We start from the raw sequence: 23433 nt of genomic DNA, 5'->3' as shown, positions 1-23433 counted from the left end.
GGAGCTGAATTTCCATGGTTAAAGAATTAGAAATCGAATTTCGTAATCTACTAACCAAAGAGGAATACGATACATTAATAGAAAATTTTCGAGTAAAAGAAGACGATTTTTTTGAGCAAACAAATTATTATTTAGATACCGCAAATTTCGGCTTAAAGGAGCTTCATTCCGCGCTTCGAATCCGCCAGTTAGAAACGCAGTACCAATTAACACTTAAAACTCCAGAAGCCCGTGGATTAATGGAAACAACGCAAATTCTCGGCGAAGATCAAGCAAGTGCCATTATCTCTGGAGCAAATATTCCAGTTGGCCCTGTCCGCGATACATTAAAAGAACTAGGAATTAATCATGAAGACTTACAGGTTTTCGGTTCACTTAAAACAATTCGTGCAGAAAAAGATTATAAAAAAGGCCTACTAGTATTTGATAAGAATTTTTATGGTTCTATCTCAGATTTTGATTTAGAGTATGAAGTAGCTGATTATGATAAAGGAAAAGAAATTTTTGACAAATTACTCAAAGAATATCAAATAACTAATCAGCCAGCCGAAAATAAAGTCGCACGATTTTATCACCACGTATATGAGAATAACAAGTAAAAATAGACACTTTTATAGTGAAAAGACACAAATTCTTAAAAAACAACGAATAAATATGTTAAGCCAATGACAATTATTTGTTAAATTTACATTACGCTGATAAAATAGATATATAAGTTACAAAACCAAATTTTGTATCAGCTTTTACTTAGCAGTGAATTATTTCTTTTCACACTGGTACATTGAAATGAGTATCTGTTTGAAGATATTTAGAATTTGAAAATCAGGTGATAGCAAATGATTAACCAAAATTTATATTATCAGTCAGTAGCAAATTCCAAGCCCATCGAAATTTATCTCTTTTTCGATCCAGCTTGTGATGACTGTTGGAATATCGAAGCGAACATGCTCCGATTACAAATGGAGTACGGGAACTATTTCAAATTGCGCTACGTTCTGCATAATAATTTGCAGACATTTGTGTGTAAACAAAAGCGCGCAGGAAATAGTAACCTAAGCTTAAAAGAACAACAAATAGGGGCGCACCTTTCCTATATTTCTTGTCTTGCAGTCAAAGCCGCTGAACTCCAAGGAAAAAAACAAGGGATTACATTCTTGCGTAAGATTCAAGCAGCCTACTTCCTTGAAAATAAAGATATCTCTAGTGAAGAAGTACTCTATGATATCGCCGTTTCTACTGGCCTAGATTTATCAGAATTCAAGAAAGATTTAGCTTCAACTGTTGCTAAACGTGCTTATATCGGCGATCAAAAAGTCGCTCAAGAAATGGAAATTCACGAAAATCCTACCGTAGTCTTTTTCAATAAAAATATAGAAGATGCTGGATTAAAACTAAGTGGACTTCATCGTTATGAAGTTTATGTGCATGTTTTATCCGAGCTTTTAAATGATGCCCCACAACCAGAAGAACGCCCACAAATGGAAGAATACTTAGCAAAAGTAAAAGTTACTTCTTCCGCTTCGATGGCAGATTTTTATGGTGTTTCTGAGCAACAAATTGAGCGCCAAATGAAGAAATGGCGTCTCCAACAAAAAGTAGAATTAATCGATGCTCCAGCTGGCCAGGCTCACTGGAAATACATCGGGAACTTATAAAAAAAAGAAGCAACCCATTCCAGGGTTGCTTCTTTTTTTACATATTTTCTAAGCGTTCAATCCGCGAACTAATTGGCGGATGTGAGTCAAAAAGACCTGGCTTATTTTTTTTAGACTTTAGAGGTGACGAAAAGTAAATGGACTCACTAGAAGCACTCACTTCTTCCATTTTTTTCGAATCACCACTAATTTTTTGTAAAGCTTGGATAAGTCCATCTGGATTTCTAGTTAATTCTACTGCGCTCGCATCAGCTAAATACTCTCTATTACGAGATAGCGCGAATTGAATAGCTGTAGCAATAATAGGTGCTAAAATAACAAATATGAGTGCGACGATATAAATAATTGCTTGTGCCCCGCCGCCGTTATTATTGTCACTTTTACGGCTATTTCTGCCGCCAGTTATACTTCCCCAGAAAATCATTCGCATAGCTATATCACTAAGAATCGCAATAACAGCTACTAGCGCAATGGCAATCGTTGACAACCGAATATCATAATTACGAATATGAGAAATTTCATGCGCAATAACGCCTTCAAGCTCATAACGTTCTAGCTTATTAAGCAATCCTCTAGTAACTGCCACGGCTCCTTTTTCAGGAGAAATCCCCGTCGCAAAAGCGTTCGGACTTGGATCTTCGACGATATATACTTTTGGCATCGGAATACCAGCAACCATTGCCATACTCTCTACTGTATCCCATAAAACTGGTGCTTGCTCTTTGGATGTAACTTCTTTCGCATGGTTCATTGCCATAACAACAGATGAACTGCTCATTACCATAATCAAAATATAAAATGCACCAATTACTGCCGCGAGTATGAGCCCATTCAGATAGTTATTCCAAACAATTATACCTATAGCAGCGCCAACCATAAGAACGAAAATGAAAAAGCCAAGAATAATAAAAACTGTTTTTCGCTTATTTGCTGCAATTTGTTCAAATAGCATAATTTTCGCTCTCCTTCATGGCTTAAAACTCTACTTTTGGTGCAACGCGTTCTACTTCTGGAATAGAAAGCATGTCACGCTCTGTAAAGTTATGCAGTTTTGCAACGATGTTAGTTGGTACAGATTGTACTTTTGTGTTGTAAGTCATTACGGTTGTGTTATAAAGTTGGCGAGAATAAGCCACTTTGTTTTCTGTAGTAGTCAATTCATGTTGTAATTCGATGAAAGAAGTATTTGCTTTTAAATCTGGGTAAGCTTCTCCTAATGCAAAAATGGATTTAAGCGCTCCACTTAACATATTGTCCGCTTCGATTTGACCTTGACGATTGTCAGCAGGTACTTCCATCATTTTGTTACGAGCTTCAATTACTTGTGTTAATGTTTCTTTTTCGTGTTTTGCATACCCTTTAACTGTTTCAACTAGATTAGGAATTAAATCAAATCTACGTTTTAATTGCACGTCAATTTGCGCCCAAGTTTCATCCACACGGTTACGGTATTTTACAAGGCTATTGTATAGGCCGAAATAAATCAACACTAAAATAACAACAACAGCGATAGCAATAATCCATCCTATCATAATTAATCTCCTCCTTCATATGTACTTACCCCATTATACCTTACTTTGGGAGTACACGACAATCCTACTACAGCACGAGATTTTTATTTTTTCTTTCGCATAAAGTAAAATGGCTTCACAGGTTTATCTACCGGCATTTTTACCGTCATCATTGCATTTGGAGCGCGGTCAATTTCTACACCATCTTCGTTCCAAAGTACGTCAACAACTTGTTTAAATCCGGTATCTCCTGGCCCATAAAATTCAATTTCTTCCCCTACACCAAAATTATTTCTTTGCTGTAAAGTAGCAATTTTAGTTTCCGCGTCATATTCAAGTACTTGCGCTGCAAAAGCATATTGCGGAATTTTACGTGTTTTTCCAAATAGTTGCTCATCCTCGGTTGGTTCTTTGTAGAAAAATCCTGTAGATAGTTCGCGCTGCGCAACTTTCCATAATTCTTCTTCCCAAGCTGGGTCAAACACGTAATTTTCTGGGTCTGCGCAGTATGCATCTACGGCACGGCGGTATACGCTTGCGACCGTCGAAACATAATGAATAGACTTCATTCGTCCTTCGATTTTTAAGCTGTCCACACCAGCATCTACCATATCTGGAATGTATTTAATCATAGATAAATCTACTGCGCTCATCGAAAACGGCTCTTCGTCCGTATCCACTAAGTTTTTCGAAACACCATTATCAATTTCAAATAAATCATATTTCCAACGACAACTTTGCGCACATCCACCACGGTTCGCATCACGATTAGCCATATGATTCGATAATGTACAACGACCAGAATAGGAAATACACATTGCACCGTGAATAAAAGCTTCCATTTCGACATCGGTTTTTTCGCCAATTTCTTGAATTTCTTGCATGCTAACTTCCCGTGCAAGTACAACACGTTCCAGTCCTTGTTTCTTCCAAAATTCTAATGTCTTATAATTTGTTGCCGAAGCTTGTGTGGATAAATGAACTGGCAGACCTGGAGCATCCTGAAAACAAATGCTAATTAGTGCTGGATCCGAAACAATAACTGCATCGATACCAATATCGCGTAGTGTTCGGAAAAATTCTCCAGCACCTTCTGTATCACCAGCGTGCGCAACCATATTTGCTGCAACATACACTTTTGCATTTCGTTCATGCGCAAAAGCGATACCTTCTTTCATTTCTTCAAAACTAAAATTACCTGCCCGTGACCGAAGTCCGAAAGCCTGGCCGCCAATATATACAGCGTCCGCACCATAGCGAATCGCAATTTTTAATTTTTCTAAGTTACCAGCCGGAGCTAGCACTTCTGGTTTTTTTAATATTTTACTCATTATGCTATTCCCCCTATTTCACATCATCCGGATTTTTCAAATAAAATCCTGCGTCTAGTTTTCGTGTTTGAGGCTGAAGTTCCGTTAATTTATTCACAAAATACTCCGCGACAAATTGGCCTCTCACAACAGCTACTTTCGCTTCAACTAATAGCGATGCGATTTGAACAAAATTTTCTGATTCTGCAAGAACACCATCTAGTTTCCATGTTTTCAATCCAGCATCATATAAATCAGCCAAATAAGGGACAAGGGAAACATCTTCTGAAGCAAAAATATGTGTTCCTGACTCATCTTCATAGATTGGTAATTGACTAGTTTCATCATTAGGTTCCCGTAAATAAAGACCGCGTTCCTTCGATGTATCATCTTCCAGTTCGACAATACGGTGATAATTCGTTACAAGTTTACGTTTCGATTGGTGAATGCATGTTGGTCCATAAACTAGAACTTCGACTGGAATAGTGAGGCTACTTGCAATGGCTTTGATTTCGCCTTCTGTTAGTTCCCGAGCAAGTACCGCACCAATCGCACCTTGTTTTTCCCAAAACGAGATTTGTTCTGCGCTAGTTACAAATGTTTGGGCGTCATAAATAAACGGAATCGGTTGAGCCATTTCACTCAAAAGCATAATTGCCCCTGGATCCCCGCAAGCTACTGCATCCACTTTCATATCAGCAAGTTGCTCTAAAAATCCTGATAACTCTTCCATATGTTCGTTATGCATTAACGAATTTACTGCTACAGTTACTTTCTTTCCTTCTTGATGTGCTAAATGAACTATTTCACGTAATTCTTCGACAGAAAATGAATACGGTAATCTTAAACCAAATTGGCTATTACCTACATATAGTCTGTCTACCCCCGCGCGAAGCAATTGTTCAGCTTGTTTCATTGAATCTGCTGTCGCAATGATTTCCATGTTTTTCTCCTCATTTCTACAAAAACGTTACTTGATAAATGTATCACAAGAAGACTTGTTACTCAATAAGAATTTTGGCATAAAAAAAGAGACTAGCCTACGTGCGGCCAATCTCTAATCTATTTTCTCTTCTTTTGTTAGTTTAAATAAATTTAGTAACGGGCGATACGAGCTCCCTACTAATCCAAGCGTCTCTATCAATACTTCAATTAATATGAGTAGCACGCCGATTAAAATCATCGAACCCCAAAGTGTCGACATCGTGAAAATGAATGCGAATAACGAAAATAATGCGGCAATGGCATAAATCAAAATAACTGTTTGACGATGCGTGAAGCCTAGTCGTAATAAACAATGATGTAAATGCGACTTATCTGCCATCGCAATTGGTTGTTTCGTTACCATTCTTCTTATAATAGCAAAAAGTGTATCAGAAATCGGTACGCCTAAAATTAAAATTGGTACGATTAAAGAGATAAACGTAACATTTTTGAATCCCATTACAGATAACACGGAAATAATAAAACCTAGAAACAGTGCGCCAGTGTCACCCATGAAAATTTTTGCAGGATTGAAATTGTACGGTAAGAAACCAAGTGTCCCAGCGATTAACACGCTTGCTATCATAATTACTAGCGCATCGCCCATAATAAACGCCATTCCTAAAATAGTGAGTAGCGCAATGGTTGAAACCCCTGCTGCAAGACCATCCAGCCCATCGATTAAATTAATAGCGTTCGTAATGGCTACAATCCAAATAATCGTGAGTGGAATACTTAACACGCCAAAATGGATTTCTCCACCGAATGGTAAGTTGATAAAGTCGATACTAATGTTACCCCAAAAAACAATAATAAAGGCAGCGGTAACTTGCCCGATTAATTTATATCTTGCTTTAAATTCCATAATATCATCTAATAGCCCAGTCAAAACCATGACAAATGCCGCAATCAAAAGCGGCCACAAGAATTCGTTTTCAATTGGGAGTAAAAACATTCCAATAGTGAAACTGATAAATATTGCTAGTCCACCTAAACTCGGAATTGGTTTAATATTAATGCGACGTTGGTCTGGTTTATCTGTAATATCAAAGTAAAGAGCTATTTTTCGAATTAGCGGTGTAAGTAATACGGACGCGCCAAAACATATCAATATAATCATCCAGCTCATGGCTAGTCCTCCCCGCAAATTTTTTACTCATCTCATTATACTTTTTTATTTACCAAAAGACAACGAAAATCATTATACAAAAAAAGCTTGAAGCAGACAGACCCCGCCTCAAGCTTTTATTTATTGTTTAATCCTAGCTACAAATTGAAATCTACTACCTACATACTGAGAACGTGTAAATTCAAATGGTCGACCGTCTTCTAACGTTGTAATCTGCCTAAGTTTCATCACCGGCGATCCGAGTTTCACATCAAGATATGGCGCAATTTTTTCTGATACTAAAGAAGCTTCCATCGTTTGTTCTGCTTCTCCAATTGTTTGTCCAAGTTTTAATTCAATTGCTTTATAAAGGGAATCCATAATGTCTTCCTTTGTAAGCAGTGAAGCAATTTTTTCTGGAATGGCAGCAACTTCGTAAAGGATTGGCACACGATCGCCGTAACGAATCCGTTCAATTTTCATTACGTTGCTGTTTTCTGGTAGTTGTAAGGCTTCTTGTTCTTGCGTGCTTGCCGGACGAATGCCATACGATACAATTCGTGTCGAAGGAACTTTCCCTTCTTGTAACATCAAATTGGTAAAACTCGTAACTGCTTCTAATCGTTCGGTTAATTTCTTTTCCGCAATAAAAGTCCCAGCACCAACACGTCGTTGCAAAATGTTATCATCCACTAACCCTTGAATAGCTTGTCTTACGGTCATTCGGCTAACGTGGAACATTTCGGCAAGTTGACGTTCAGCCGGAATAGAAGTTCCAACTTTCCAGACGCCATCTTCCATTTTCTTTTTAATTTCACTTTGAATCTGAATGTAAATCGGTATTCCTGATTGTTTATCGATCATTTTCCCGCCCTCTTCTTATAGAAGTGACGCCGCCTCGTTGTCAAGAATCACAGTAACATCTGGATGATTTTGAAGTACAGAAGCAGGACAATTCACATCTACAGGTCCTTTAATAGTTTCTTTGATTGCTTGTGCTTTGTTTTCACCAAAAGCAAGTAGGATAATTTTCTTCGCATTCATGATTGATTTAATTCCCATAGAATAAGCATGCGTTGGAACATCTTCTTCTCTTTCGAAAAAGCGTTTATTTGCTTCACGAGTAGAATCTGTTAAAACGACTTTGTGTGTTAACGAATCAAAAGAAGTTCCTGGTTCGTTAAAACCGATGTGGCCGTTTGTTCCAATTCCAAGCACTTGAATATCAATTGGGTGCTCGGATAAAATTTCTTCATAACGTGCGCATTCAGCTTCTGCATCCGTCGCTTCTCCGTTAGGTAAGAAACTTTCTTTAAATGCTTTTTTAGAGAATAACAATTCGTTCATATAGTAATGATAACTGTTTGGGTCGTTTGCCGCAAGACCTACATATTCATCTAAGTTCGTTGTTGTGACATTTTTTGTGTCAACATCGCTTTTTACAAGCTCTGCATAAAGTGTTTCTGGTGTGCTACCAGTTGCTAGACCAAGTGTGTTTACTTCACCTGATGTAATTCCTTTTTCAATGATTTCTAATGCTTTTTTGGATCCTGCTAATTTATTTTCTGTTGTGATAAGTTGCATTTTATTATCTTCCTCTCAAGAATGTTTTTTTCCGAATGAATAAGTTGCTGTAATGTGTAAATCTTCGTCTAGTAAGTTGAAATCTGCATCCTTACCAGCTTGGATTGCGCCTTTTTGTGTTAAATTAAATTCGCGTGCTTGGTTTCCAGAAGACATAAGAACTGCTTCTTCTACCGAGCATCCTGTAAATTTAATCATGTTGCGGAAACCATCGTCGTAAGTAAGTACGCTTCCGGCTAATGTTCCATCTTCTAAACGAGCTTGTTTATCTTTCACGATAACTGTTTGGCCGCCAAGTTCAGATTTTCCTTCTGGCATACCTTTTGCTCGCATCGAATCAGTAATAATACATAAATGTTCTGGTCCTTTCATTTGATAGGCTAATTTCACCATATCAGGATGAACGTGAATACCATCAACGATTAATTCTGCATTAATACCGCGTTCTAGTAAAACATGACCTGGAACGCCTGGTTCGCGGTGTGTCATGCGGTGACATGCGTTATATAAATGTGTCGCATGTGTCGCTTTACTTGTTTTCAAATGTTCGCGCACATCATTAGAGTGACCAATACTTGGAACAACTCCTAGTTCAAAACACAAATTTTCAAAATCAGCTGAAGTATCGTGTTCTGGTGCATAGGTGACTAATTTAATTAAACCACCAGAAATATCAAACCATTTTTTGAAAAGTTCTAAGTCAGGTGCTTGAATATATTCTTCTGGTTGTGCGCCTTTAAAGACTTTAGAAACAAATGGACCTTCCAAATGAATCCCGCCAATAACAGGTTCTGTTTGAGCGACTTCATTGATAACTTTTAAAGCTTTTTCAATATTTTCATGTGATTGTGTCATCGTTGTTGGGAAGTAAGTAGTAATCCCTTCATTTAACATTCCGTTCACTTGTTTTCTAAGCGCTTCTGGATCTGCATCCATTGCGTCAAAACTATAACCACCGTGGGAATGAACATCAATGAAACCTGGAACAAGTTTTTGTCCTTTTGCATCGATTACTTCTTCTGCTTTGTCCGCTTGGAAATCAGCCATCGAACCAACTTCTAAAATTTGTTTATCAAAACGTACGAAAGCATTTTCTAGAACACCTTTACCAGTATAAATTGTAGCGTTAGTAATTACTTTATTAGTCATTACGTATTGCCTCCTCGTTAAATCGGTCTATACCAATTATTATAGCATGTATCTATTAAAATGCAACTTATCTTTTCCTATTTACCCGAAAAAAAGTAAAATAACCAAAAAAGCCACGAGCATTTAAAAGGCCCGTAGCATTTCGTTATAAAAAAAGCGCAGAATGATTATTCTGCGCTCGTTACTTTTATTTATCTGTTTCGTTTTCTTCTTCTTTTTTCTCTAATTCTGGAATTAATACTTCTTTTTCTTCTTTTGGTTTTTCTTTTGCTGCTTCTTTTTCAAGTTCATTTAATTGGTCTTCTATAGAAGCTTTTTCTGGTTTTTTGAAATTTTGTTTTTCACGTTCAATAATTTCATCTACCATTGTTGTAAAGTTTTGTGCTTTATCTTTGATGATTTCTTTGCTTTTCTTAGTTTTCTTTTCTAGTTCGTCCATTAGATCATCAAAGGATTGAGAAAGTTCTTTACTCATATCCGCTTTCTTTTCTGCTTCTTCCGCTAAATCGCGTTGTTTTTGTGCTTCATGATAGTCACTAACACTACCCCAGCTCATATCATGGATAACTTTGTCCATTTTTTCGGAAGTTTCTGTCGCATTTTTTTCAGCCATTTCAGCTAAATGTTGTGTTTTAAGATTTTTCCATTTTAAGCGCATTTCGTGCATGCGTAGTTCTAATTTTTCCAGTTGTTCGGACGCTTGGTCGTAGTGTCCTTTCGTAGCTTCTAATTGTTCTTCATATTGAGCCACTTCTTCTAAAGCGAAATCAGCAAGTTTTGTTTCACCAGCTTCTTTAGCAATTTCTGCTTGGTGACGGCGTTTTTCAACATAAACTTCCATTTCTTTATATTCTTTGTAGAAAAGAGATTTTAGTTCGCGTTGTTTTTCTACCATACGTTCAGCGTCTTTCATTTCTTGTTTTGTTTTATCCATATAGTAACTTACTGAATTACGACGTTTTTCTTCACGTTTCTCGATTTTTTCACTAACTTCTTTATTCCATTGTTTCATTTTTTCAAAAAGGTTTGCCATTTTTTTCTCCTCCAATTATTTATTGTATGGGTAGTCGAATACATCATCGTTTTTTCTTGGTTTATTTTTATTTCTAGTTAGGAAGTAAATGATTGCTCCGATAATTACAACAACCAGAATTCCTTTTAAGTTAGCTAGAATTATTAAGGCACCAACGCCAATTAGAACTCCATAAATAACTTTTTCACCTACGGACCTTGCTTCAAGTAGTTTCTTAAGTGACCAAAAGCCGAGCACTGCACCAATTGTTGCTAGTATCGCTGGCAATAAGACTATAAGTATCATCGCAATTAGTAAAATTATTAATACGCCAATCAATATTGCTCTCATACGCCTACCTCCTAACTTCCAAATGTAGCTGATATATTTTCTTTTATTACTGTACCTATCATAACGCTATGTATCAAGTATAAGAACCCACTGTAGAAGGAAATTCACCTACAACTTGAGTCCTATTGTCTAACTAAAGGATAACACATATCTATTACAATAAGCAGTGTTTTCCAAACAAAAAAACAGCTTGTTCTCGCTTAAAACAAGACACAAACTGCATTTTCATTATTTTACTTTTTCTTCATATTGAATAGATGAAACGCCACCTTCTGAAATCATGTTGTTTTCTTCCAGCTCTGTTTCTGAAATTTCTTTGTCAGCGTAACGCGTCCGAATATCGTTTACCTCATCAAAAGGGGTAGGCGGCTGTTGCTTTTTCACCACATATATTGCTGCACAGGCTATAACCCCAGCGACGGCTCCCACTGCTCCGGCAATAATTCCTACTTTATTTTTCATACTATCAACCTCCTCTTGAAATCCACTATTTTATTCCCTAAAAAAGGAGAAATAAAACAAAAACGAGTTTGAAAAAATTCAAACTCGCCACGAAAATTATAATCCAGAAAAAGTACTTTTTGGTTTACGAACAAAACAAAGTATTGCTGCAACTAACAATAGTAAAGCAGGAATAAAACTAATGAGTGCTGTAGAAAGTAACGATACAATACCCGCTGCTAAAAATAAGTATCCGGCAAAAGCTGGTTTTTTATTTTTTAGTATGTAGTAAATACCAAACCCACCAAGAACGAGCGTAATTAAGCCCCCTGTTAATGCCGTCCAAGACAATGTTTGCACAAAATCTAGTACACGGTCGGGATCGGGAATCTCTTTTTTGGGAATTTCCCATTCTGTCATTGTTTTGTAGTAATTGTTGTAGAATGTTGTTAAACCTTCTTTACCTTTTGAACCACTTATCATTAATAGACCTATAACAGCAATAAATGCCTGTGCGAGTACACTTAAAATAAGACCAATAATAGCGAGTACTATCTCACCAGTTCGTTTAATCATGTGAATATGCCTCCGTTTCTTCGCTTATTTTTCCAGTATACTATATGTGTTCACGAGAATAAACTATTAAATTAGTAGAAAAAGTGGACCAATCGTGCGTTTTCCTTTAAAAAAATGTATAATTTGTTCATAACGAATTTTAAAGGGGCGTACAATAATGCTAAAGCGCGTGTTCTTCTCCATTATCTTACCATTGGGTTGTTTAGTTGGAGCTATTTTTATTTTACTATCCATTAACACGACTTATCCAAAAGCAGCCAATGATTCCATTCCAACCATTTTTATTCATGGTTACCGCGGGACAGATCGCTCGCTTCACGGAATGATACGCCGCTTTGACCAAAAGTATCACTGGGGTACAGAGTCATTAACGGTAAATGTAAGCCCAGACGGAAAAATTTCTACTACTGGAACTTATAATAAAAAGGAAAAAAATCCACTTATCAATATTGTTTTTGAAGATAATCGAGCAACACTGCCCCAACAATCTATGTGGACAAAAAAAGTAATGTCTTATTTACAACAGAACTATGCCATTAAAAAATTCAATGCAGTGGGTCATTCCATGGGTGGTGGCGCTTGGGTTTCATATTTAGCTAGTTATGAAAAAAACAAGTCCTATCCTCAAGTAAATAAAATTGTCTTTCTTGCCGTTCCATTTTATCCGGAAGAATACGTGAATGGCGATCAGCAAGTCGATATTAAAAACGCAAATAATGTTCATGCTAAATTCGCCGAAAAAATGGCGAAAGTTTTGCCAAGTAATACAGAAATTATGATTATCGGTGGTAATTTGGAAGATGGTTCAAATAGTGATGGTGAAGTGAAATTAGATAGTGTTTTATACGGTGAAAAATTATTTGCCCATCAAAAAGTGACGACACATGTCATTAAAGGACCACAAGCTACTCATAGTAGTATGCACGAATCTACTGTTGTGGATAAGTATGTTGGCCAATTTTTATGGGGCGAGAAATAAACGATTAAAGGATGTTTCGAATGAAAAAAATGATTATTTTAATTATCGCATTAGCTATTATAATTGCTGGCTTCTGGATAATTTTCCTTCAATTTGAACCTACTAAAAAGACAGCTAAAGAACCTACTGCAACAGCAAATAAAACAACGGAAAAAGCTAAAAAACCTGTTTCAGAAATTGCCGTTCCGACCCTATTTGTTCATGGATATTCTGGAACAGCCAATTCATTCGGCGGTATGATTAATCGTCTTGCTGAAGACGGAGACATAACAAAATCGCTTGTTATGACTGTAGCTGCCGATGGAACTGTAAGCACGGAAGGAGACTACGATAAATTCAGTCACAATCCTTCTATTCAAGTCATTTTTGAAGATAATAAAAGCTCGATGGTCAATCAAGCACAGTGGATTCAAAATGTAATGAAAGAGCTAAAAAACAATTATCATATTGAAAAAGTTTATGCTGTGGGACATTCCATGGGTGGCGTTAGTTTAACGAGCTATATCGAAAAAGTCGGTAGTGACAAAGCCTATCCTGTTCTCGAAAAACTTGTCTTAATTGGCTCTCCGCTTAACGGACTAGTGATTGGTGATGATGGTGTGACAGCTTATGATCTTACAGATTCTGGTCCGAAACAAGCTTCAGACCGTTATAGCGAATTTATTAAAAACAAACAAAAAATCCCTACTAATTTACACGTTTTAAATATTGCAGGTGATACATTAAACGGAACAAAAAGCGATGGTAGTGTTTCTGTCGCGAGCGCCTTATCTGGCAAATTCATTTTCGAAGGTCAAGCCGCAAGTTACGAAGAAAAAACATTCACAGGTAAGAATGCAGCTCATAGTAAACTCCATGAAAATACCGATGTGGATGCCGAAGTAGCTAACTTTTTATGGGGAATAGAAAAAGTAGATTAAGCAATAGCCTTAATCTACTTTTTTCTTGCGTCCAAATATCGTTCGTTTTTTCAAGTCGTCAGCATTTCTCACTTCTAAAATATCTAATAAGAATACAAAAACAGGTATTCCTACGATGAGCCCCCACACGCCAAAAAATGTTTCTGAGAAAATCAAAATAATAAATGTATAAAATACAGGTAAATTCGTTTTAGATGACATTAGTTTTGGATTTAAAATATATGTTTCAATCGCGTGGACAATGACTACGGTAATTAAAATGTACACTACATCTTGGAATCCGCCAACGGAATAAGCTATCAGCACTAGCGGAATACAGGAAATAATTACGCCGGCCACTGGAATTAATCCCAAAACAAACACCATAATGGATAAACTAAGTAACTGCGGAAAATCCATCAAGTAGAGCGCGATTGTCGTAATAACCGTATTCACTAATGCAATCATTAATTGCGCCTCTAAAACCACTCCAAAAGTGGAAACAAATTTCTTTCCAAAAAAGGCAGCTTCTTTAAAAATGAAGCCTACTTTACTTGTCATAAATTGCCCAGTAAAAGAAGTCACTCGTTCTTTTTCTAAAGAGAAGAACAAGCTAAGAATTAACGCTAGGAAAAACGATAATCCAACAGACCCGATACCTGAAAGGGAAGCAATAATAAAATCAACACCTGTTTGTAAATATTTTTGAATGTTAGACTCTTTTAAAAATCCAACAATCCACTTCACAATCGTATTATCGCTTGGATTATTGTAAAGCTTCACAAGAGAATCTACTAATTGAGAAATTTGATTAATTAAGATTGGTAAAAAATGCACTATGGCAACATATAAGAAAATTGCCACTAATGAATACAGTACGATAACGATTAACTTTCGCGGTATGCGCACCCTTTTTAAAATAACATTCTCTAATCGTGTTACTAAAAATGCAAAAATGAATGTGAGTAAAATTAAATCAATCATGCTTCTGAGTAAATATAATACAATGCCTAGAAGGACAAACACTAGCACCCGTCTTGCAGTGTCATTTTCTTTTAGTTTCTCTAACCAATTCATATTTTCACCAGCCCTTTTCTTTCTTCATTTTATCACAGTTTAACAAAATAAGGTTTACAAAAAAACATTTCTTCTGTAAAATAGAACCAATCATCCTACCTTTAAAAAGGAGTGAAAAGTATGGTAGAAAAAATTGAACGAAAATCGCTTGCAGAGCAAGTTTATGATCAAATAAAGGCAGAAATCACTAATGGTACGTGGAAAATTGGTGAGCGCATTCCGAAAGAAGCGGATTTGATGGCTGAATTTGGTATTAGCCGTAATACGCTGCGTGAAGCTATCCGCGCCTTAGCTCATATTGGTTTGCTGGAGACAAAACAAGGCGATGGTACTTTTGTCCGTAATAATAGTGAGCTTAATGCTATCATGCAAAAACGAGTTCGCGAATCGACTGTTCAAGAAATCCTTGAAATCCGGCATGCGCTTGATCGAGAAGCTGTTATTCTAGCTTGCGAACGACGCACGGAGGAAGATTTAGCTATGCTGGAAAAATATCGACAACAATGCCAACTAGCGACTGAAAAAAATGATGTACCTGCTTTTGTCAAAGCTGATTCTGCCCTTCATTTAACAATTGTCAAGGCAGCTCATAATGATTTGTTGTTAGATATGTATGTCAATATTTTAGAAGAAATACAGTTTTCAATTACAAGTACAACGGAAATGAACCCAGAGGCAAATCAGCATAATGGGCATGCCACACTTGTTCAAGCTATTGAAAATCGAAATCAAGAACAAGCAGCACATGAAGTAACAGAGTATATTACTCTTTTCAAACGAATTGCTGCTAAGAATGGAGAAAAGAAATGAATTCAGATTTAACCAATAAAAAAATCCTTACACGTTCGAGTAAGGTGATGCTAGTTTTAGGCATTATTTTGATTGCAGCGAACTTACGGACACCGATTACATCTGTTGGTCCGTTACTTGGAATGATCCAGTCAGATTTACATTTAACTAATACGATGGCTGGGTTACTTACAACGATTCCATTACTTGCATTTGCAGGTCTGTCACCATTTGTTTCTAAGCTAAGTCGTGCGCTTGGTATAGAAGTATTAATATTTGTAGCACTGTTAACGCTTGTAGTTGGTAGCTTACTACGACCGTTCGGCGGCGAATTTAATTTGTTTGCTGGAACGTTTATGATTGGTCTTGCTATTGCTGTCGGAAATGTTATTTTACCAAGTTTGATAAAAAAAGAATTTCCATTTAAATTGGGGCTAATGACCGGGGTTTATTCCATTTCGATGAATTTATGTGCGGCGCTTGCAGCTGGGCTAACGGTTCCTATTGCTATGAACAACCGCTTTAGTTGGCATGGAAGTATGGTTTTCTGGGCGATTCTTGGTGTCGTTGCTCTAGTCATTTGGATTCCACAACTAAAATATAATCAACGCTCGACGGAAAAAATTGCAACTCACTTGGTTACAACTTCGGTTTGGAAATCTCCACTCGCATGGAAAATTTCTTTATTTATGGGTTCCCAGTCAGCAATTTTTTATATTTCGATTGCTTGGTTACCAAATATTTTAGCAGATCAAGGATTATCTAGTACGTCGAGTGGTTTAATGCTTTCCTTGATGCAGTTTGCTGTAATGCCGATTACGTTTATTATTCCTATTATCGCTGGACGAATGAAAAATCAGCAAGTACTTGTTGGGATTTCTATTTTATTCTTTTTGATTGGAATTTTTGGCATTATGTTTGCTTCTGGTAGCATACTTATTTTATCCATCGCTATCATTATCTATGGAATTGGCTCGGGGATGTCATTTAGTTTGTCGATGATGTTCTTTAATTTGCGAACAACAAGCGCTACCGAATCAGCGGATCTATCTGGAATGGCGCAATCTATCGGTTACTTGTTCGCTGCTTCCGGTCCGATATTATTTGGTACCCTACATGATGCGCTTGGTAGCTGGCAACCAACCTTATATGTTTTAGTTGGTATCACTCTAATTATGCTATACTGCGGCCTAGATGCTGGACGCAATAAATTTCTCTTCTCTCAGAAAAAGTGATTTTTGCGCATAAAAAAACTAGTGCGGAAAAAGGGAGTAAACCGCACTAGCTAAAAGGGAGTTTGGGATTTTCATTCTAAAAAGGGAAAGAAATGAAAATGTTTTGCTTGTTGTTAGCTTATACATATAATAACTTTTCTAAAAAAGAATGTGCTGAAAGAAAGATGATAATTTCATGAGAGTTTAAAAAAGTTTTTCTCAGTTTCTCCCTCTTAATCTTTCTAGCTTTTCCGCAATTCTATTTTTCATTTCTTCCGTTTCTTGGGGATGTTTCATTATTTCATTAGTTTCTGAAATAGTGACGACATCCCCTTCTTTTATGGATGAATCGAGCTTTTCTTTGTCAATTTGCCATTCTGTTTGGTCTGGTTCTAATAGAAAAACTGCTTTGCCATCTTCTATCCGATCTAAAATTGCTTTTTTCATCCTAATCACCTACTTTGTTACGGCAATGCCTTGTTCTTTTATTTGGCGCACAATGCCATCGCCAATGCCGTTAATTTTTTTCAAGTCATCTATGGACTGATATGGTCGCTCGGCAATAATTTTTTCTGCAAGCGCTGGCCCAATTAGTGGTAATAATTGTAAATCTTCACTAGATGCTGTATTTAAATTAATGCTTTCTGGTAATTCTTCGGATGTTGCATCTTCTGTTTTTTGTGTGCTATTTTCTTTATTATAACTGCTACCTGGTTTTGGTGTACCTGATTTTTCGGTTTGCACATGGATTTTTTCACCATCGGTTTCGATAATAACCGTACCATTCACATCTGTTCCATATGTTTTTATATCGCGCTCTTTTAGCCACTCCAGCACTTCCACATGAGGATGTCCATAACTATTAGCCATTTCAGCAGAGTAAACAGCCACTTGCGGTTTTACTTTATCTAGGAAAAATGGCTGGTTGGATGTGGACGATCCGTGGTGCCCTAAATCTAAAATATCCGCTTCTAAATTGGCACCGCTATCTACCATTTCTCTTTCTCGGCCTTTTTCTGAGTCACCTGTAAAAATAGCGGAAATATCTTTATAGGTGATTTTTACAGCGATAGAATCATTATTTGCGTCATTTTCCAGTTTATCAGGGCTTAAAACCTCTAGATTAAATGGACCAAAAGTCGCTTTTTCGCCGCGTCTCGGTTCTTTGTATTTGGCATCTGAAGCTAATGCCGCGTCAATTACTTTCTCGTAAATACTACTAGAAAAAGTTAAACCATCCATCCAAATTTCTTTTGGTTTGTATGTAGCGATTACTTTATCAGCATTACCGATATGGTCTGCGTGCGGGTGTGTCAGTAGTAGCAAATCTATTTTCTTTATATTCGCTTCTTTTAAATAGGTTAAAATACGGTCATCATCTTGGCGACCAGTATCAATCAAAATAGTTGTACCATCTTCTGCTTGGATAAGTGTGCTATCACCTTGTCCAACATCAAAAAATGTAAAACTTGCACCATTCAATGTTTTTTCGGTAATGTTCGATTTACTCGTTGATGGTTCGGAAAAACTACAACCGCTTAAAAATATCGCGATTAAACTTATACAGATTACTAATTTCTTTGTCATCTTTCTCCTCCTGCTCTCTTAGTAGAATAGCAAAGGAAGGCGGAACAGTAAAGTTTTTAAAACAAAAACCGCCTGAAATCAATTTGATTACACGCGGTCATTTATGTTGGATTCATTTCACTTTTTCTTTAAAGGAAAAAAGTACTTCTTCCGTTTTTGGTTCATAGTCAATTTTCCAGTCGTGGTCTTTGAAATACCAATAATCATGGTCTTCAATGAAGAAAATTAAGTCTTCTTTCTTCTCAGCGACTGCTGCTTCTTGCGGCTTTTCGGCAGTTAAACCGATAGAGAAACCAGGATGCAAGGAACTGTTAGAACCGCCATATTTCGCAAAAAGTCGAATTCCATTACCATTAGCTACATCAAACTCATCATGAAACCATTTATTTGCTTGGTCCGTTACCTCGATATTCATACTTTTCACTCCTCGTTTCCAATTTTTTCGTAATGATTGTTATTCAAGAATAGCAGATTTCTTGGTGAATTTCACTTTTTCTGCTTTTTGTTATGAAGATAATATACCTCTTTCAAAGAAACTTTAAACCACATTGTGTTAAAACAATGTAAAAATAAGGAAATTGTACTATAACAGACTAGAGCCAAAAAAACTGTGCGAGACGATTAATCCCGCACAGTTTTTATAACTCTTTATTCTAATGGAGCTTTTCCTAAGAATGCTTTGAACATCCAGATATGTTTGTCAATGCTTGCCTTGAAAGCAATTAACATATCGTTTGTTACGTTGTCGCCTTCTTTGTCAGTAAGCTCAATACCTTGTTGATATTCGTCTCTAAGTAATTCTAATGTACCAACTAAGTCTTCCATTAATTGATCCATTGTTTTTGGTTTCGTATAAGGAGCTTCTTCAACGCTCGCATTTTCTAAAAACTCTTTTAAAGTCGAGAATGGGTTTCCGCCGATTGCTAGTAAACGTTCTGCTACTTCGTCCATTTGTTCGCCGAATTCGCTATATAAATCATCCATTTTTTCATGTAAAGTGAAGAAGTTGTGGCCTCTCATATACCAATGAATTTGATGAATTTTTACTGTGAATACGTTTAGGTTCGCTACTTGGTGATTCAAAAATTCCTTTGTGTCTACTGAGTTGATTGTTTTCATAATTATCTTCCTCCTATTTTATAATGATTATCACTTAATAATAAGTATAATCTATTTCCACATCAATGTCCAGTGTGGAAACCATCACAAAGTATTTACCACTGATATAAATTCTTAAACATCTATTATTGTTTTCTCATTATTTATCTCTTCTTTTATGATAGAATAAAAAGGACTTTTATACAACTAGGAGGACCAATTATGGAAAATCACTCTCACCGTTTTCAGGTGAACTTGGCTGGTATGATTGATATTCTCTCAAACCACCTTTATGACGAAAAAGATGTTTATATTCGCGAATTACTACAAAATGCAACCGATGCCATTCGCGCTAGAAAAAAATTAACGCCAACTTTAGAAGGAAAAATCCTCGTGTCTCTAACAGGTGACACAAATGAAAAAACTTTGATTTTAGAAGATAATGGAATTGGTTTGACCGAAGAGGAAGTCCACGCTTTTCTCGCAACGATTGCTAATTCATCCAAAGGCGAAAAAGATTTTGATGGAGAGCGTTCCAATGATTTTATCGGTCGTTTTGGAATTGGCTTACTTTCTTGTTTTATTGTTAGTGATGAGATTGTAATGATTTCCACTTCCAAGAAAGATGGTAATACAACAGAATGGCGCGGAAAAGCGGACGGAACTTATTCGGTTCGGAAAATAGAAACGGAAACTCGCGAACCAGGTACACAAGTGTATTTGCGCTTACGAGCTGATTTAGACGAGCACCCTGAATGCGAGGACGTAGAAGAATTAATCAATACACTCAAAAAATATGGTTCCTCTTTGGAAAGTAATATAATAGTAGAAATTAATGGTTTAGAAGAAGAAATTAATAGTTGGACCAAACAGTTTTCCAATAAAGAAACCTTGTCTAAACTATCAAAAGATCAAATTATTCAGTACGGCGAATATATCCTTGGAACACGTTTCCAAGATTATTTCTTAATTGAAAATGAGTCAGGAAGAACGTTTGGGATTGCTTATATGATTCCTCATGCTGTTCAAATGAATGCTATCCGGAAGAACACGGTATTTTTAAATAATATGTATGTCACAAGTGAAGCAAATAATATTTTGCCTGATTGGTCGTTTTTTGCTAAATGTGTGATTTGGACGGATGAGCTTCAACCTGTTGCTTCTCGTGAAGCATTTTATAAAAATGAGCGGTTAACTAGTGTTGCCGACGAGCTTGGCGTTGCTTTGAAAAAAGGAATTGAAACTCTTCCAGAAGAAGCATTGATGAAATTATTAGCTACACATTATCTTGGTTTTAAAGCACTTGCGAGTGAAGATGCACCATTTTTAAAATTAATCTATCCTTATCTTCCAGTTCGGACTTTGAATGGCGAGGAAAAATTAGGTGATATTATCGCTAAAAATGATGTCATCTATTACACCTACTCGGTCGATGACTTTAGACAAATTAAGGATATTGCGAGATCAAGCGGTATGACGCTTATTAACGGCGGCTATTCCTATGATTCGCCAATCTTAGCGCAATTAAGTTACTTTGTTGAGGGGACAGAATTTGTTTTAATCGAACCGGAAGAAATGACTAATAAATTACGGCCTATGACAGTGAGCGAAGAACAGGCTTACCAACCTATTTTGACAGAAATGAATAGTATGATGGCTGAATTTGATACAGATGTATTAATTAAACATTTTGAACCGAAAGATTTACCGATTATTTTCATCCACTCTACAGCAACACAAGAATTACGCGAACTAGAACGTGCTGTCGAAGAAACGAATTCTGTTTTTAGTGATATTTTAGAGAGCATCCAAAAAGAACAAGAACCTGCACCGCTTGCTCACTTGTATTTAAATTTGGATAACGAGCTGATTAAAAGACTTTTCACTTCTGGAAAAACAGTGAAAGAATTGTCCGTGATTGTGAATGTACTTTATATCCAAGCCTTACTATTAGGGCATTATCCGCTTAAACGGAAAGAAATGGTATTAATGAATCAAAATATGTTACGAATCTTAGAGATGCTATAGGAGACAAAATGATGGATTACTTAAAAGATAAGCAACCAATTTTAACAATGGCAGATACACCTGAAAAAATTAAAGTCTTAGAACGAATGATTACGGAGGCAGATGCGCATAATGATGTAGAAAAAGGCAGTTGGGCTCGCGATATATTGATTGAAGTTTGTTTAACTGTCGGCTTTCCCAAAAAACAGCTACAAGCTTTTAGTTGGTTAATTAGTAAATGGGAAGACGAAGACAACGATATTTATATTGATACAGAAGATCTTCTTTGGAAATACAAATGGATTAGCGAACATGTTCCAACTTTTGATGAAGTATCGAAAACACAAATTGACGGACTTTTGAACGATATGAAAATAAAATTCGAACAAGAAAATTATTCGTTACGCCCTTACTATAAAGTGTATACTCTTGCAGCCATGCGCATGGGTGATGTTGAAAAAGCCAAAGAGCTATTTGAAAAATGGAGCACTACAAAAGAAGATTATCTAAATGACTGTCCTGCTTGCGAAAGACAAGACCAAGTCCATTATTATTACTTTATTAAAGATTATAAAGCGGCCAAGAAAAAAGCAAAACAAATCATAGAAGGAAAACAGCGCTGTGCCGAGGTTCCTCATTTGACATATGGCATAATGTCACTTACCTATTTAGCACTTGGAGATGAAGAAATGGCACAAGAGTGCTTCGATAAAGGTTATCCACTTGTGGAAAAACAAAGTTCCTTACTTCCCTCACTTGGTCAATTACTTAAATATTTAGTCCTTACCAAGCAAACGGAAAAGGCGCGAGAAGTGATTGATACCAACCTAGAAATCGTTCTTAAAGCTGAGGGTGGTTTAGACCGACTTATTTTCTTACAAGCTGCCTACCCTCTTTTCGATCCGGATAAAGAAGCTGATTTGTTGGAAATGACAAAGGCTTTAACAGCGAAGTTTGATGGACGAAATGAAAATAGTTATTATCAAGATAGCTTCAATGCTTATAAAAATATTTTACATTAAATTTAGATATAACTGGAGGAAGAAAAATGGATTATTTGAATGATTTAGAATCAGTTTGGGGAATGGACGACACGCCTGAAAAAATAAAAGTATTAGAACGAATTATTGCTGGTGCAGATTTGTATAACAATATAGATGATGGCATTGAAGCACGTGATCTGTTGATTGACACATGTTTAACAGCTGGGTTTCCGAAAAAGCAATTACAGGCTTTTAGCTGGTTAATCAAAAAATGGGAAGACAAAGATAGTGATGCTTACATTGACACGGAAGATCTTTTTTGGAAATATAAATGGATTAGTGAACATGTCCCGACTTTTGATGAAGTATCGAAAGCGCAAATTGACGGCCTTTTGAATGATATGAAGGTGAAATTCGAACAAGAAAATTATTCGCTAAGACCTTATTATAAAGTGTGCACGCTTGCAGCCATGCGCATGGGCGATGTTGAAAAAGCCAAAGAGCTATTTGAAAAATGGAGTACTACAAAAGCAGACTTTTTAAATGATTGTCCAGCTTGTGAAAAAACCGATCAAGTCTCTTATTATTGCTTCATTAAAGATTATGAAACAGCCAAGAAAACTGCAAAACCGATTATTGAAGGAAAACAACGCTGTGCGGAAGTTCCTCATTTAACGTATGGAACTATGGCGCTTGCTTATTTAGCACTTGGAGATGAAAAAATGGCGCAAGAATGCTTTGATAAAGGTTATCCACTTGTGGAAAAACAAATTACCTTGCTACCACCACTTGGTCAATTACTTAAATATTTAGTCCTTACCAAGCAAACGGAAAAAGCACGGGAAGTGATTGATACTAACCTAGAAACTGTTCTTAGAGCTGAAGGCGGTTTAGACCGACTTATTTTCTTACAAGCTGCCTACCCTCTTTTCGACCGAGAAAAAGAAGCTGATTTGGTGGAAATGACGGAAGCTTTAACAGCGAAGTTTGATGCGCGGAATGGAAATAGTTATTATCAAGATCTTTTGAAGTAAAATTTTGGAACATAGTTAGGAATTATTTCTAGCTATGTTCTTTTGTTTGCGCTATTTTGCTTTTTTTAGGATAATACAGGGAGGA

The 23433-nt window shown here is 36.5% G+C and carries 26 protein-coding genes; 9 read left to right on the top strand and 17 right to left on the bottom strand.

Features of this window, described 5'->3' with window-relative positions; genetic code table 11:
- Nucleotides 1-14: 14 nt before the first annotated feature.
- Entirely contained in the window at nucleotides 15-599 is a 585-nt protein-coding gene (locus tag AB2Q86_RS05045) for a CYTH domain-containing protein (RefSeq protein WP_012581625.1), read from the top strand.
- A 237-nt stretch (nucleotides 600-836) separates the two neighbouring features.
- Nucleotides 837-1655, top strand: coding sequence for a protease adaptor protein YjbH (gene yjbH, locus AB2Q86_RS05040; RefSeq protein WP_003729853.1), 819 nt, complete (start codon nucleotides 837-839; stop codon nucleotides 1653-1655).
- 37 nt (nucleotides 1656-1692) lie between these two features.
- On the opposite strand, the gene htpX is transcribed toward yjbH, so the two are convergent.
- From htpX to AB2Q86_RS04980, 12 genes are all read right to left on the bottom strand, one after another.
- The gene (gene htpX / locus AB2Q86_RS05035) at nucleotides 1693-2607 is read right to left on the bottom strand and encodes a zinc metalloprotease HtpX (protein ID WP_012581626.1); all 915 of its coding nucleotides are present in this window, start codon (nucleotides 2605-2607) and stop codon (nucleotides 1693-1695) included.
- Between the two features lie 22 nt (nucleotides 2608-2629).
- The gene (locus tag AB2Q86_RS05030) at nucleotides 2630-3187 is read right to left on the bottom strand and encodes a LemA family protein (RefSeq protein WP_003722783.1); all 558 of its coding nucleotides are present in this window, start codon (nucleotides 3185-3187) and stop codon (nucleotides 2630-2632) included.
- Between the two features lie 83 nt (nucleotides 3188-3270).
- Entirely contained in the window at nucleotides 3271-4497 is a 1227-nt protein-coding gene (locus tag AB2Q86_RS05025; protein WP_012581627.1) for a U32 family peptidase, read from the bottom strand.
- 13 nt (nucleotides 4498-4510) lie between these two features.
- Nucleotides 4511-5419: a peptidase U32 family protein gene (locus AB2Q86_RS05020; protein WP_012581628.1), complete on the bottom strand. Its 909-nt coding sequence runs from the start codon at nucleotides 5417-5419 to the stop codon at nucleotides 4511-4513.
- A 114-nt stretch (nucleotides 5420-5533) separates the two neighbouring features.
- Nucleotides 5534-6589, bottom strand: coding sequence for a glycosyltransferase family 4 protein (locus tag AB2Q86_RS05015; protein WP_003729857.1), 1056 nt, complete (start codon nucleotides 6587-6589; stop codon nucleotides 5534-5536).
- Between the two features lie 120 nt (nucleotides 6590-6709).
- The gene (locus AB2Q86_RS05010) at nucleotides 6710-7432 is read right to left on the bottom strand and encodes a GntR family transcriptional regulator (protein ID WP_003729858.1); all 723 of its coding nucleotides are present in this window, start codon (nucleotides 7430-7432) and stop codon (nucleotides 6710-6712) included.
- A 15-nt stretch (nucleotides 7433-7447) separates the two neighbouring features.
- The gene (gene nagB / locus AB2Q86_RS05005; RefSeq protein ID WP_003729859.1) at nucleotides 7448-8152 is read right to left on the bottom strand and encodes a glucosamine-6-phosphate deaminase; all 705 of its coding nucleotides are present in this window, start codon (nucleotides 8150-8152) and stop codon (nucleotides 7448-7450) included.
- 15 nt (nucleotides 8153-8167) lie between these two features.
- Nucleotides 8168-9301: an N-acetylglucosamine-6-phosphate deacetylase gene (nagA, locus tag AB2Q86_RS05000; protein ID WP_012581629.1), complete on the bottom strand. Its 1134-nt coding sequence runs from the start codon at nucleotides 9299-9301 to the stop codon at nucleotides 8168-8170.
- 187 nt (nucleotides 9302-9488) lie between these two features.
- Nucleotides 9489-10334 (bottom strand): PspA/IM30 family protein, encoded by an 846-nt coding sequence (locus AB2Q86_RS04995; RefSeq protein ID WP_003738561.1) that lies wholly within the window; start codon nucleotides 10332-10334, stop codon nucleotides 9489-9491.
- A gap of 15 nt (nucleotides 10335-10349) precedes the next feature.
- Nucleotides 10350-10664: a hypothetical protein gene (locus AB2Q86_RS04990; RefSeq protein ID WP_003729862.1), complete on the bottom strand. Its 315-nt coding sequence runs from the start codon at nucleotides 10662-10664 to the stop codon at nucleotides 10350-10352.
- Between the two features lie 228 nt (nucleotides 10665-10892).
- On the bottom strand, nucleotides 10893-11126 hold the full coding sequence (locus tag AB2Q86_RS04985; RefSeq protein WP_003729863.1) for a hypothetical protein: 234 nt from the start codon (nucleotides 11124-11126) through the stop codon (nucleotides 10893-10895).
- A gap of 96 nt (nucleotides 11127-11222) precedes the next feature.
- On the bottom strand, nucleotides 11223-11681 hold the full coding sequence (locus tag AB2Q86_RS04980) for a DUF4064 domain-containing protein (RefSeq protein WP_012581630.1): 459 nt from the start codon (nucleotides 11679-11681) through the stop codon (nucleotides 11223-11225).
- A gap of 157 nt (nucleotides 11682-11838) precedes the next feature.
- Between AB2Q86_RS04980 and AB2Q86_RS04975 the strand changes: the two genes are divergently transcribed.
- Together AB2Q86_RS04975 and AB2Q86_RS04970 are read left to right on the top strand one after the other, a co-directional pair.
- Complete coding sequence (locus tag AB2Q86_RS04975; protein WP_003729865.1) at nucleotides 11839-12660, top strand: alpha/beta hydrolase; 822 nt, start codon at nucleotides 11839-11841, stop codon at nucleotides 12658-12660.
- A gap of 20 nt (nucleotides 12661-12680) precedes the next feature.
- Nucleotides 12681-13580 carry an alpha/beta hydrolase gene (locus tag AB2Q86_RS04970; protein WP_012581631.1) on the top strand — a complete coding sequence of 300 codons (900 nt, stop codon included), beginning with the start codon at nucleotides 12681-12683 and terminating at the stop codon, nucleotides 13578-13580.
- A 9-nt stretch (nucleotides 13581-13589) separates the two neighbouring features.
- Here AB2Q86_RS04970 and AB2Q86_RS04965 read toward each other — a convergent pair whose 3' ends face one another.
- Nucleotides 13590-14636: an AI-2E family transporter gene (locus AB2Q86_RS04965; RefSeq protein WP_003729866.1), complete on the bottom strand. Its 1047-nt coding sequence runs from the start codon at nucleotides 14634-14636 to the stop codon at nucleotides 13590-13592.
- A gap of 120 nt (nucleotides 14637-14756) precedes the next feature.
- Between AB2Q86_RS04965 and AB2Q86_RS04960 the strand changes: the two genes are divergently transcribed.
- Both AB2Q86_RS04960 and AB2Q86_RS04955 read left to right on the top strand, forming a co-directional pair.
- The gene (locus AB2Q86_RS04960) at nucleotides 14757-15446 is read left to right on the top strand and encodes a FadR/GntR family transcriptional regulator (RefSeq protein WP_012581632.1); all 690 of its coding nucleotides are present in this window, start codon (nucleotides 14757-14759) and stop codon (nucleotides 15444-15446) included.
- A complete protein-coding gene (locus tag AB2Q86_RS04955; protein WP_003729868.1) occupies nucleotides 15443-16660 on the top strand; it encodes an MFS transporter in 1218 nt (405 codons plus the stop codon). Before AB2Q86_RS04960 ends, AB2Q86_RS04955 begins: the two co-directional genes overlap by 4 nt.
- Before the next feature lie 198 nt (nucleotides 16661-16858).
- Here the strand turns inward: AB2Q86_RS04955 and AB2Q86_RS04950 are convergent, their stop codons facing one another.
- From AB2Q86_RS04950 to fri, 4 genes are all read right to left on the bottom strand, one after another.
- On the bottom strand, nucleotides 16859-17086 hold the full coding sequence (locus AB2Q86_RS04950) for a DUF3006 domain-containing protein (protein ID WP_003722767.1): 228 nt from the start codon (nucleotides 17084-17086) through the stop codon (nucleotides 16859-16861).
- Nucleotides 17087-17095: 9 nt separating this feature from the next.
- Nucleotides 17096-18226, bottom strand: coding sequence for an MBL fold metallo-hydrolase (locus AB2Q86_RS04945; protein WP_014589032.1), 1131 nt, complete (start codon nucleotides 18224-18226; stop codon nucleotides 17096-17098).
- A 112-nt stretch (nucleotides 18227-18338) separates the two neighbouring features.
- The gene (locus tag AB2Q86_RS04940) at nucleotides 18339-18641 is read right to left on the bottom strand and encodes a HesB/YadR/YfhF family protein (protein ID WP_003722764.1); all 303 of its coding nucleotides are present in this window, start codon (nucleotides 18639-18641) and stop codon (nucleotides 18339-18341) included.
- Nucleotides 18642-18874: 233 nt separating this feature from the next.
- The gene (gene fri, locus AB2Q86_RS04935) at nucleotides 18875-19345 is read right to left on the bottom strand and encodes a non-heme iron-binding ferritin Fri (RefSeq protein ID WP_012581634.1); all 471 of its coding nucleotides are present in this window, start codon (nucleotides 19343-19345) and stop codon (nucleotides 18875-18877) included.
- A gap of 201 nt (nucleotides 19346-19546) precedes the next feature.
- On the opposite strand from fri, the gene AB2Q86_RS04930 reads away from it, so the two are divergent.
- From AB2Q86_RS04930 to AB2Q86_RS04920, 3 genes are read left to right on the top strand one after another with little or no spacing between them, the layout of a single operon-like run.
- Entirely contained in the window at nucleotides 19547-21352 is a 1806-nt protein-coding gene (locus tag AB2Q86_RS04930; protein ID WP_012581635.1) for an HSP90 family protein, read from the top strand.
- 11 nt (nucleotides 21353-21363) lie between these two features.
- On the top strand, nucleotides 21364-22353 hold the full coding sequence (locus tag AB2Q86_RS04925; RefSeq protein WP_119721740.1) for a hypothetical protein: 990 nt from the start codon (nucleotides 21364-21366) through the stop codon (nucleotides 22351-22353).
- A 26-nt stretch (nucleotides 22354-22379) separates the two neighbouring features.
- Nucleotides 22380-23348, top strand: a complete 969-nt coding sequence (locus AB2Q86_RS04920) for a hypothetical protein (RefSeq protein WP_012581637.1) — start codon at nucleotides 22380-22382, stop codon at nucleotides 23346-23348.
- Nucleotides 23349-23433 lie beyond the last annotated feature (85 nt).

Origin of the sequence: Listeria monocytogenes, assembly GCF_041765605.1 — a bacterium.
Taxonomy (GTDB): domain Bacteria; phylum Bacillota; class Bacilli; order Lactobacillales; family Listeriaceae; genus Listeria; species Listeria monocytogenes_D.
This window is presented reverse-complemented; position numbering and strand designations above follow the sequence as displayed.

Excerpts from the sequence above, each read along its gene's own strand:
- AB2Q86_RS05045 (WP_012581625.1), top strand. The coding sequence starts at position 15 with ATGGTTAAAGAATTAGAAATCGAATTTCGTAATCTACTAACCAAAGAG.
- yjbH (WP_003729853.1), top strand. The coding sequence starts at position 837 with ATGATTAACCAAAATTTATATTATCAGTCAGTAGCAAATTCCAAGCCC.
- htpX (WP_012581626.1), bottom strand. The coding sequence starts at position 2,607 with ATGCTATTTGAACAAATTGCAGCAAATAAGCGAAAAACAGTTTTTATT.
- AB2Q86_RS05030 (WP_003722783.1), bottom strand. The coding sequence starts at position 3,187 with ATGATAGGATGGATTATTGCTATCGCTGTTGTTGTTATTTTAGTGTTG.
- AB2Q86_RS05025 (WP_012581627.1), bottom strand. The coding sequence starts at position 4,497 with ATGAGTAAAATATTAAAAAAACCAGAAGTGCTAGCTCCGGCTGGTAAC.
- AB2Q86_RS05020 (WP_012581628.1), bottom strand. The coding sequence starts at position 5,419 with ATGGAAATCATTGCGACAGCAGATTCAATGAAACAAGCTGAACAATTG.
- AB2Q86_RS05015 (WP_003729857.1), bottom strand. The coding sequence starts at position 6,589 with ATGAGCTGGATGATTATATTGATATGTTTTGGCGCGTCCGTATTACTT.
- AB2Q86_RS05010 (WP_003729858.1), bottom strand. The coding sequence starts at position 7,432 with ATGATCGATAAACAATCAGGAATACCGATTTACATTCAGATTCAAAGT.
- nagB (WP_003729859.1), bottom strand. The coding sequence starts at position 8,152 with ATGCAACTTATCACAACAGAAAATAAATTAGCAGGATCCAAAAAAGCA.
- nagA (WP_012581629.1), bottom strand. The coding sequence starts at position 9,301 with ATGACTAATAAAGTAATTACTAACGCTACAATTTATACTGGTAAAGGT.
- AB2Q86_RS04995 (WP_003738561.1), bottom strand. The coding sequence starts at position 10,334 with ATGGCAAACCTTTTTGAAAAAATGAAACAATGGAATAAAGAAGTTAGT.
- AB2Q86_RS04990 (WP_003729862.1), bottom strand. The coding sequence starts at position 10,664 with ATGAGAGCAATATTGATTGGCGTATTAATAATTTTACTAATTGCGATG.
- AB2Q86_RS04985 (WP_003729863.1), bottom strand. The coding sequence starts at position 11,126 with ATGAAAAATAAAGTAGGAATTATTGCCGGAGCAGTGGGAGCCGTCGCT.
- AB2Q86_RS04980 (WP_012581630.1), bottom strand. The coding sequence starts at position 11,681 with ATGATTAAACGAACTGGTGAGATAGTACTCGCTATTATTGGTCTTATT.
- AB2Q86_RS04975 (WP_003729865.1), top strand. The coding sequence starts at position 11,839 with ATGCTAAAGCGCGTGTTCTTCTCCATTATCTTACCATTGGGTTGTTTA.
- AB2Q86_RS04970 (WP_012581631.1), top strand. The coding sequence starts at position 12,681 with ATGAAAAAAATGATTATTTTAATTATCGCATTAGCTATTATAATTGCT.
- AB2Q86_RS04965 (WP_003729866.1), bottom strand. The coding sequence starts at position 14,636 with ATGAATTGGTTAGAGAAACTAAAAGAAAATGACACTGCAAGACGGGTG.
- AB2Q86_RS04960 (WP_012581632.1), top strand. The coding sequence starts at position 14,757 with ATGGTAGAAAAAATTGAACGAAAATCGCTTGCAGAGCAAGTTTATGAT.
- AB2Q86_RS04955 (WP_003729868.1), top strand. The coding sequence starts at position 15,443 with ATGAATTCAGATTTAACCAATAAAAAAATCCTTACACGTTCGAGTAAG.
- AB2Q86_RS04950 (WP_003722767.1), bottom strand. The coding sequence starts at position 17,086 with ATGAAAAAAGCAATTTTAGATCGGATAGAAGATGGCAAAGCAGTTTTT.
- AB2Q86_RS04945 (WP_014589032.1), bottom strand. The coding sequence starts at position 18,226 with ATGACAAAGAAATTAGTAATCTGTATAAGTTTAATCGCGATATTTTTA.
- AB2Q86_RS04940 (WP_003722764.1), bottom strand. The coding sequence starts at position 18,641 with ATGAATATCGAGGTAACGGACCAAGCAAATAAATGGTTTCATGATGAG.
- fri (WP_012581634.1), bottom strand. The coding sequence starts at position 19,345 with ATGAAAACAATCAACTCAGTAGACACAAAGGAATTTTTGAATCACCAA.
- AB2Q86_RS04930 (WP_012581635.1), top strand. The coding sequence starts at position 19,547 with ATGGAAAATCACTCTCACCGTTTTCAGGTGAACTTGGCTGGTATGATT.
- AB2Q86_RS04925 (WP_119721740.1), top strand. The coding sequence starts at position 21,364 with ATGGATTACTTAAAAGATAAGCAACCAATTTTAACAATGGCAGATACA.
- AB2Q86_RS04920 (WP_012581637.1), top strand. The coding sequence starts at position 22,380 with ATGGATTATTTGAATGATTTAGAATCAGTTTGGGGAATGGACGACACG.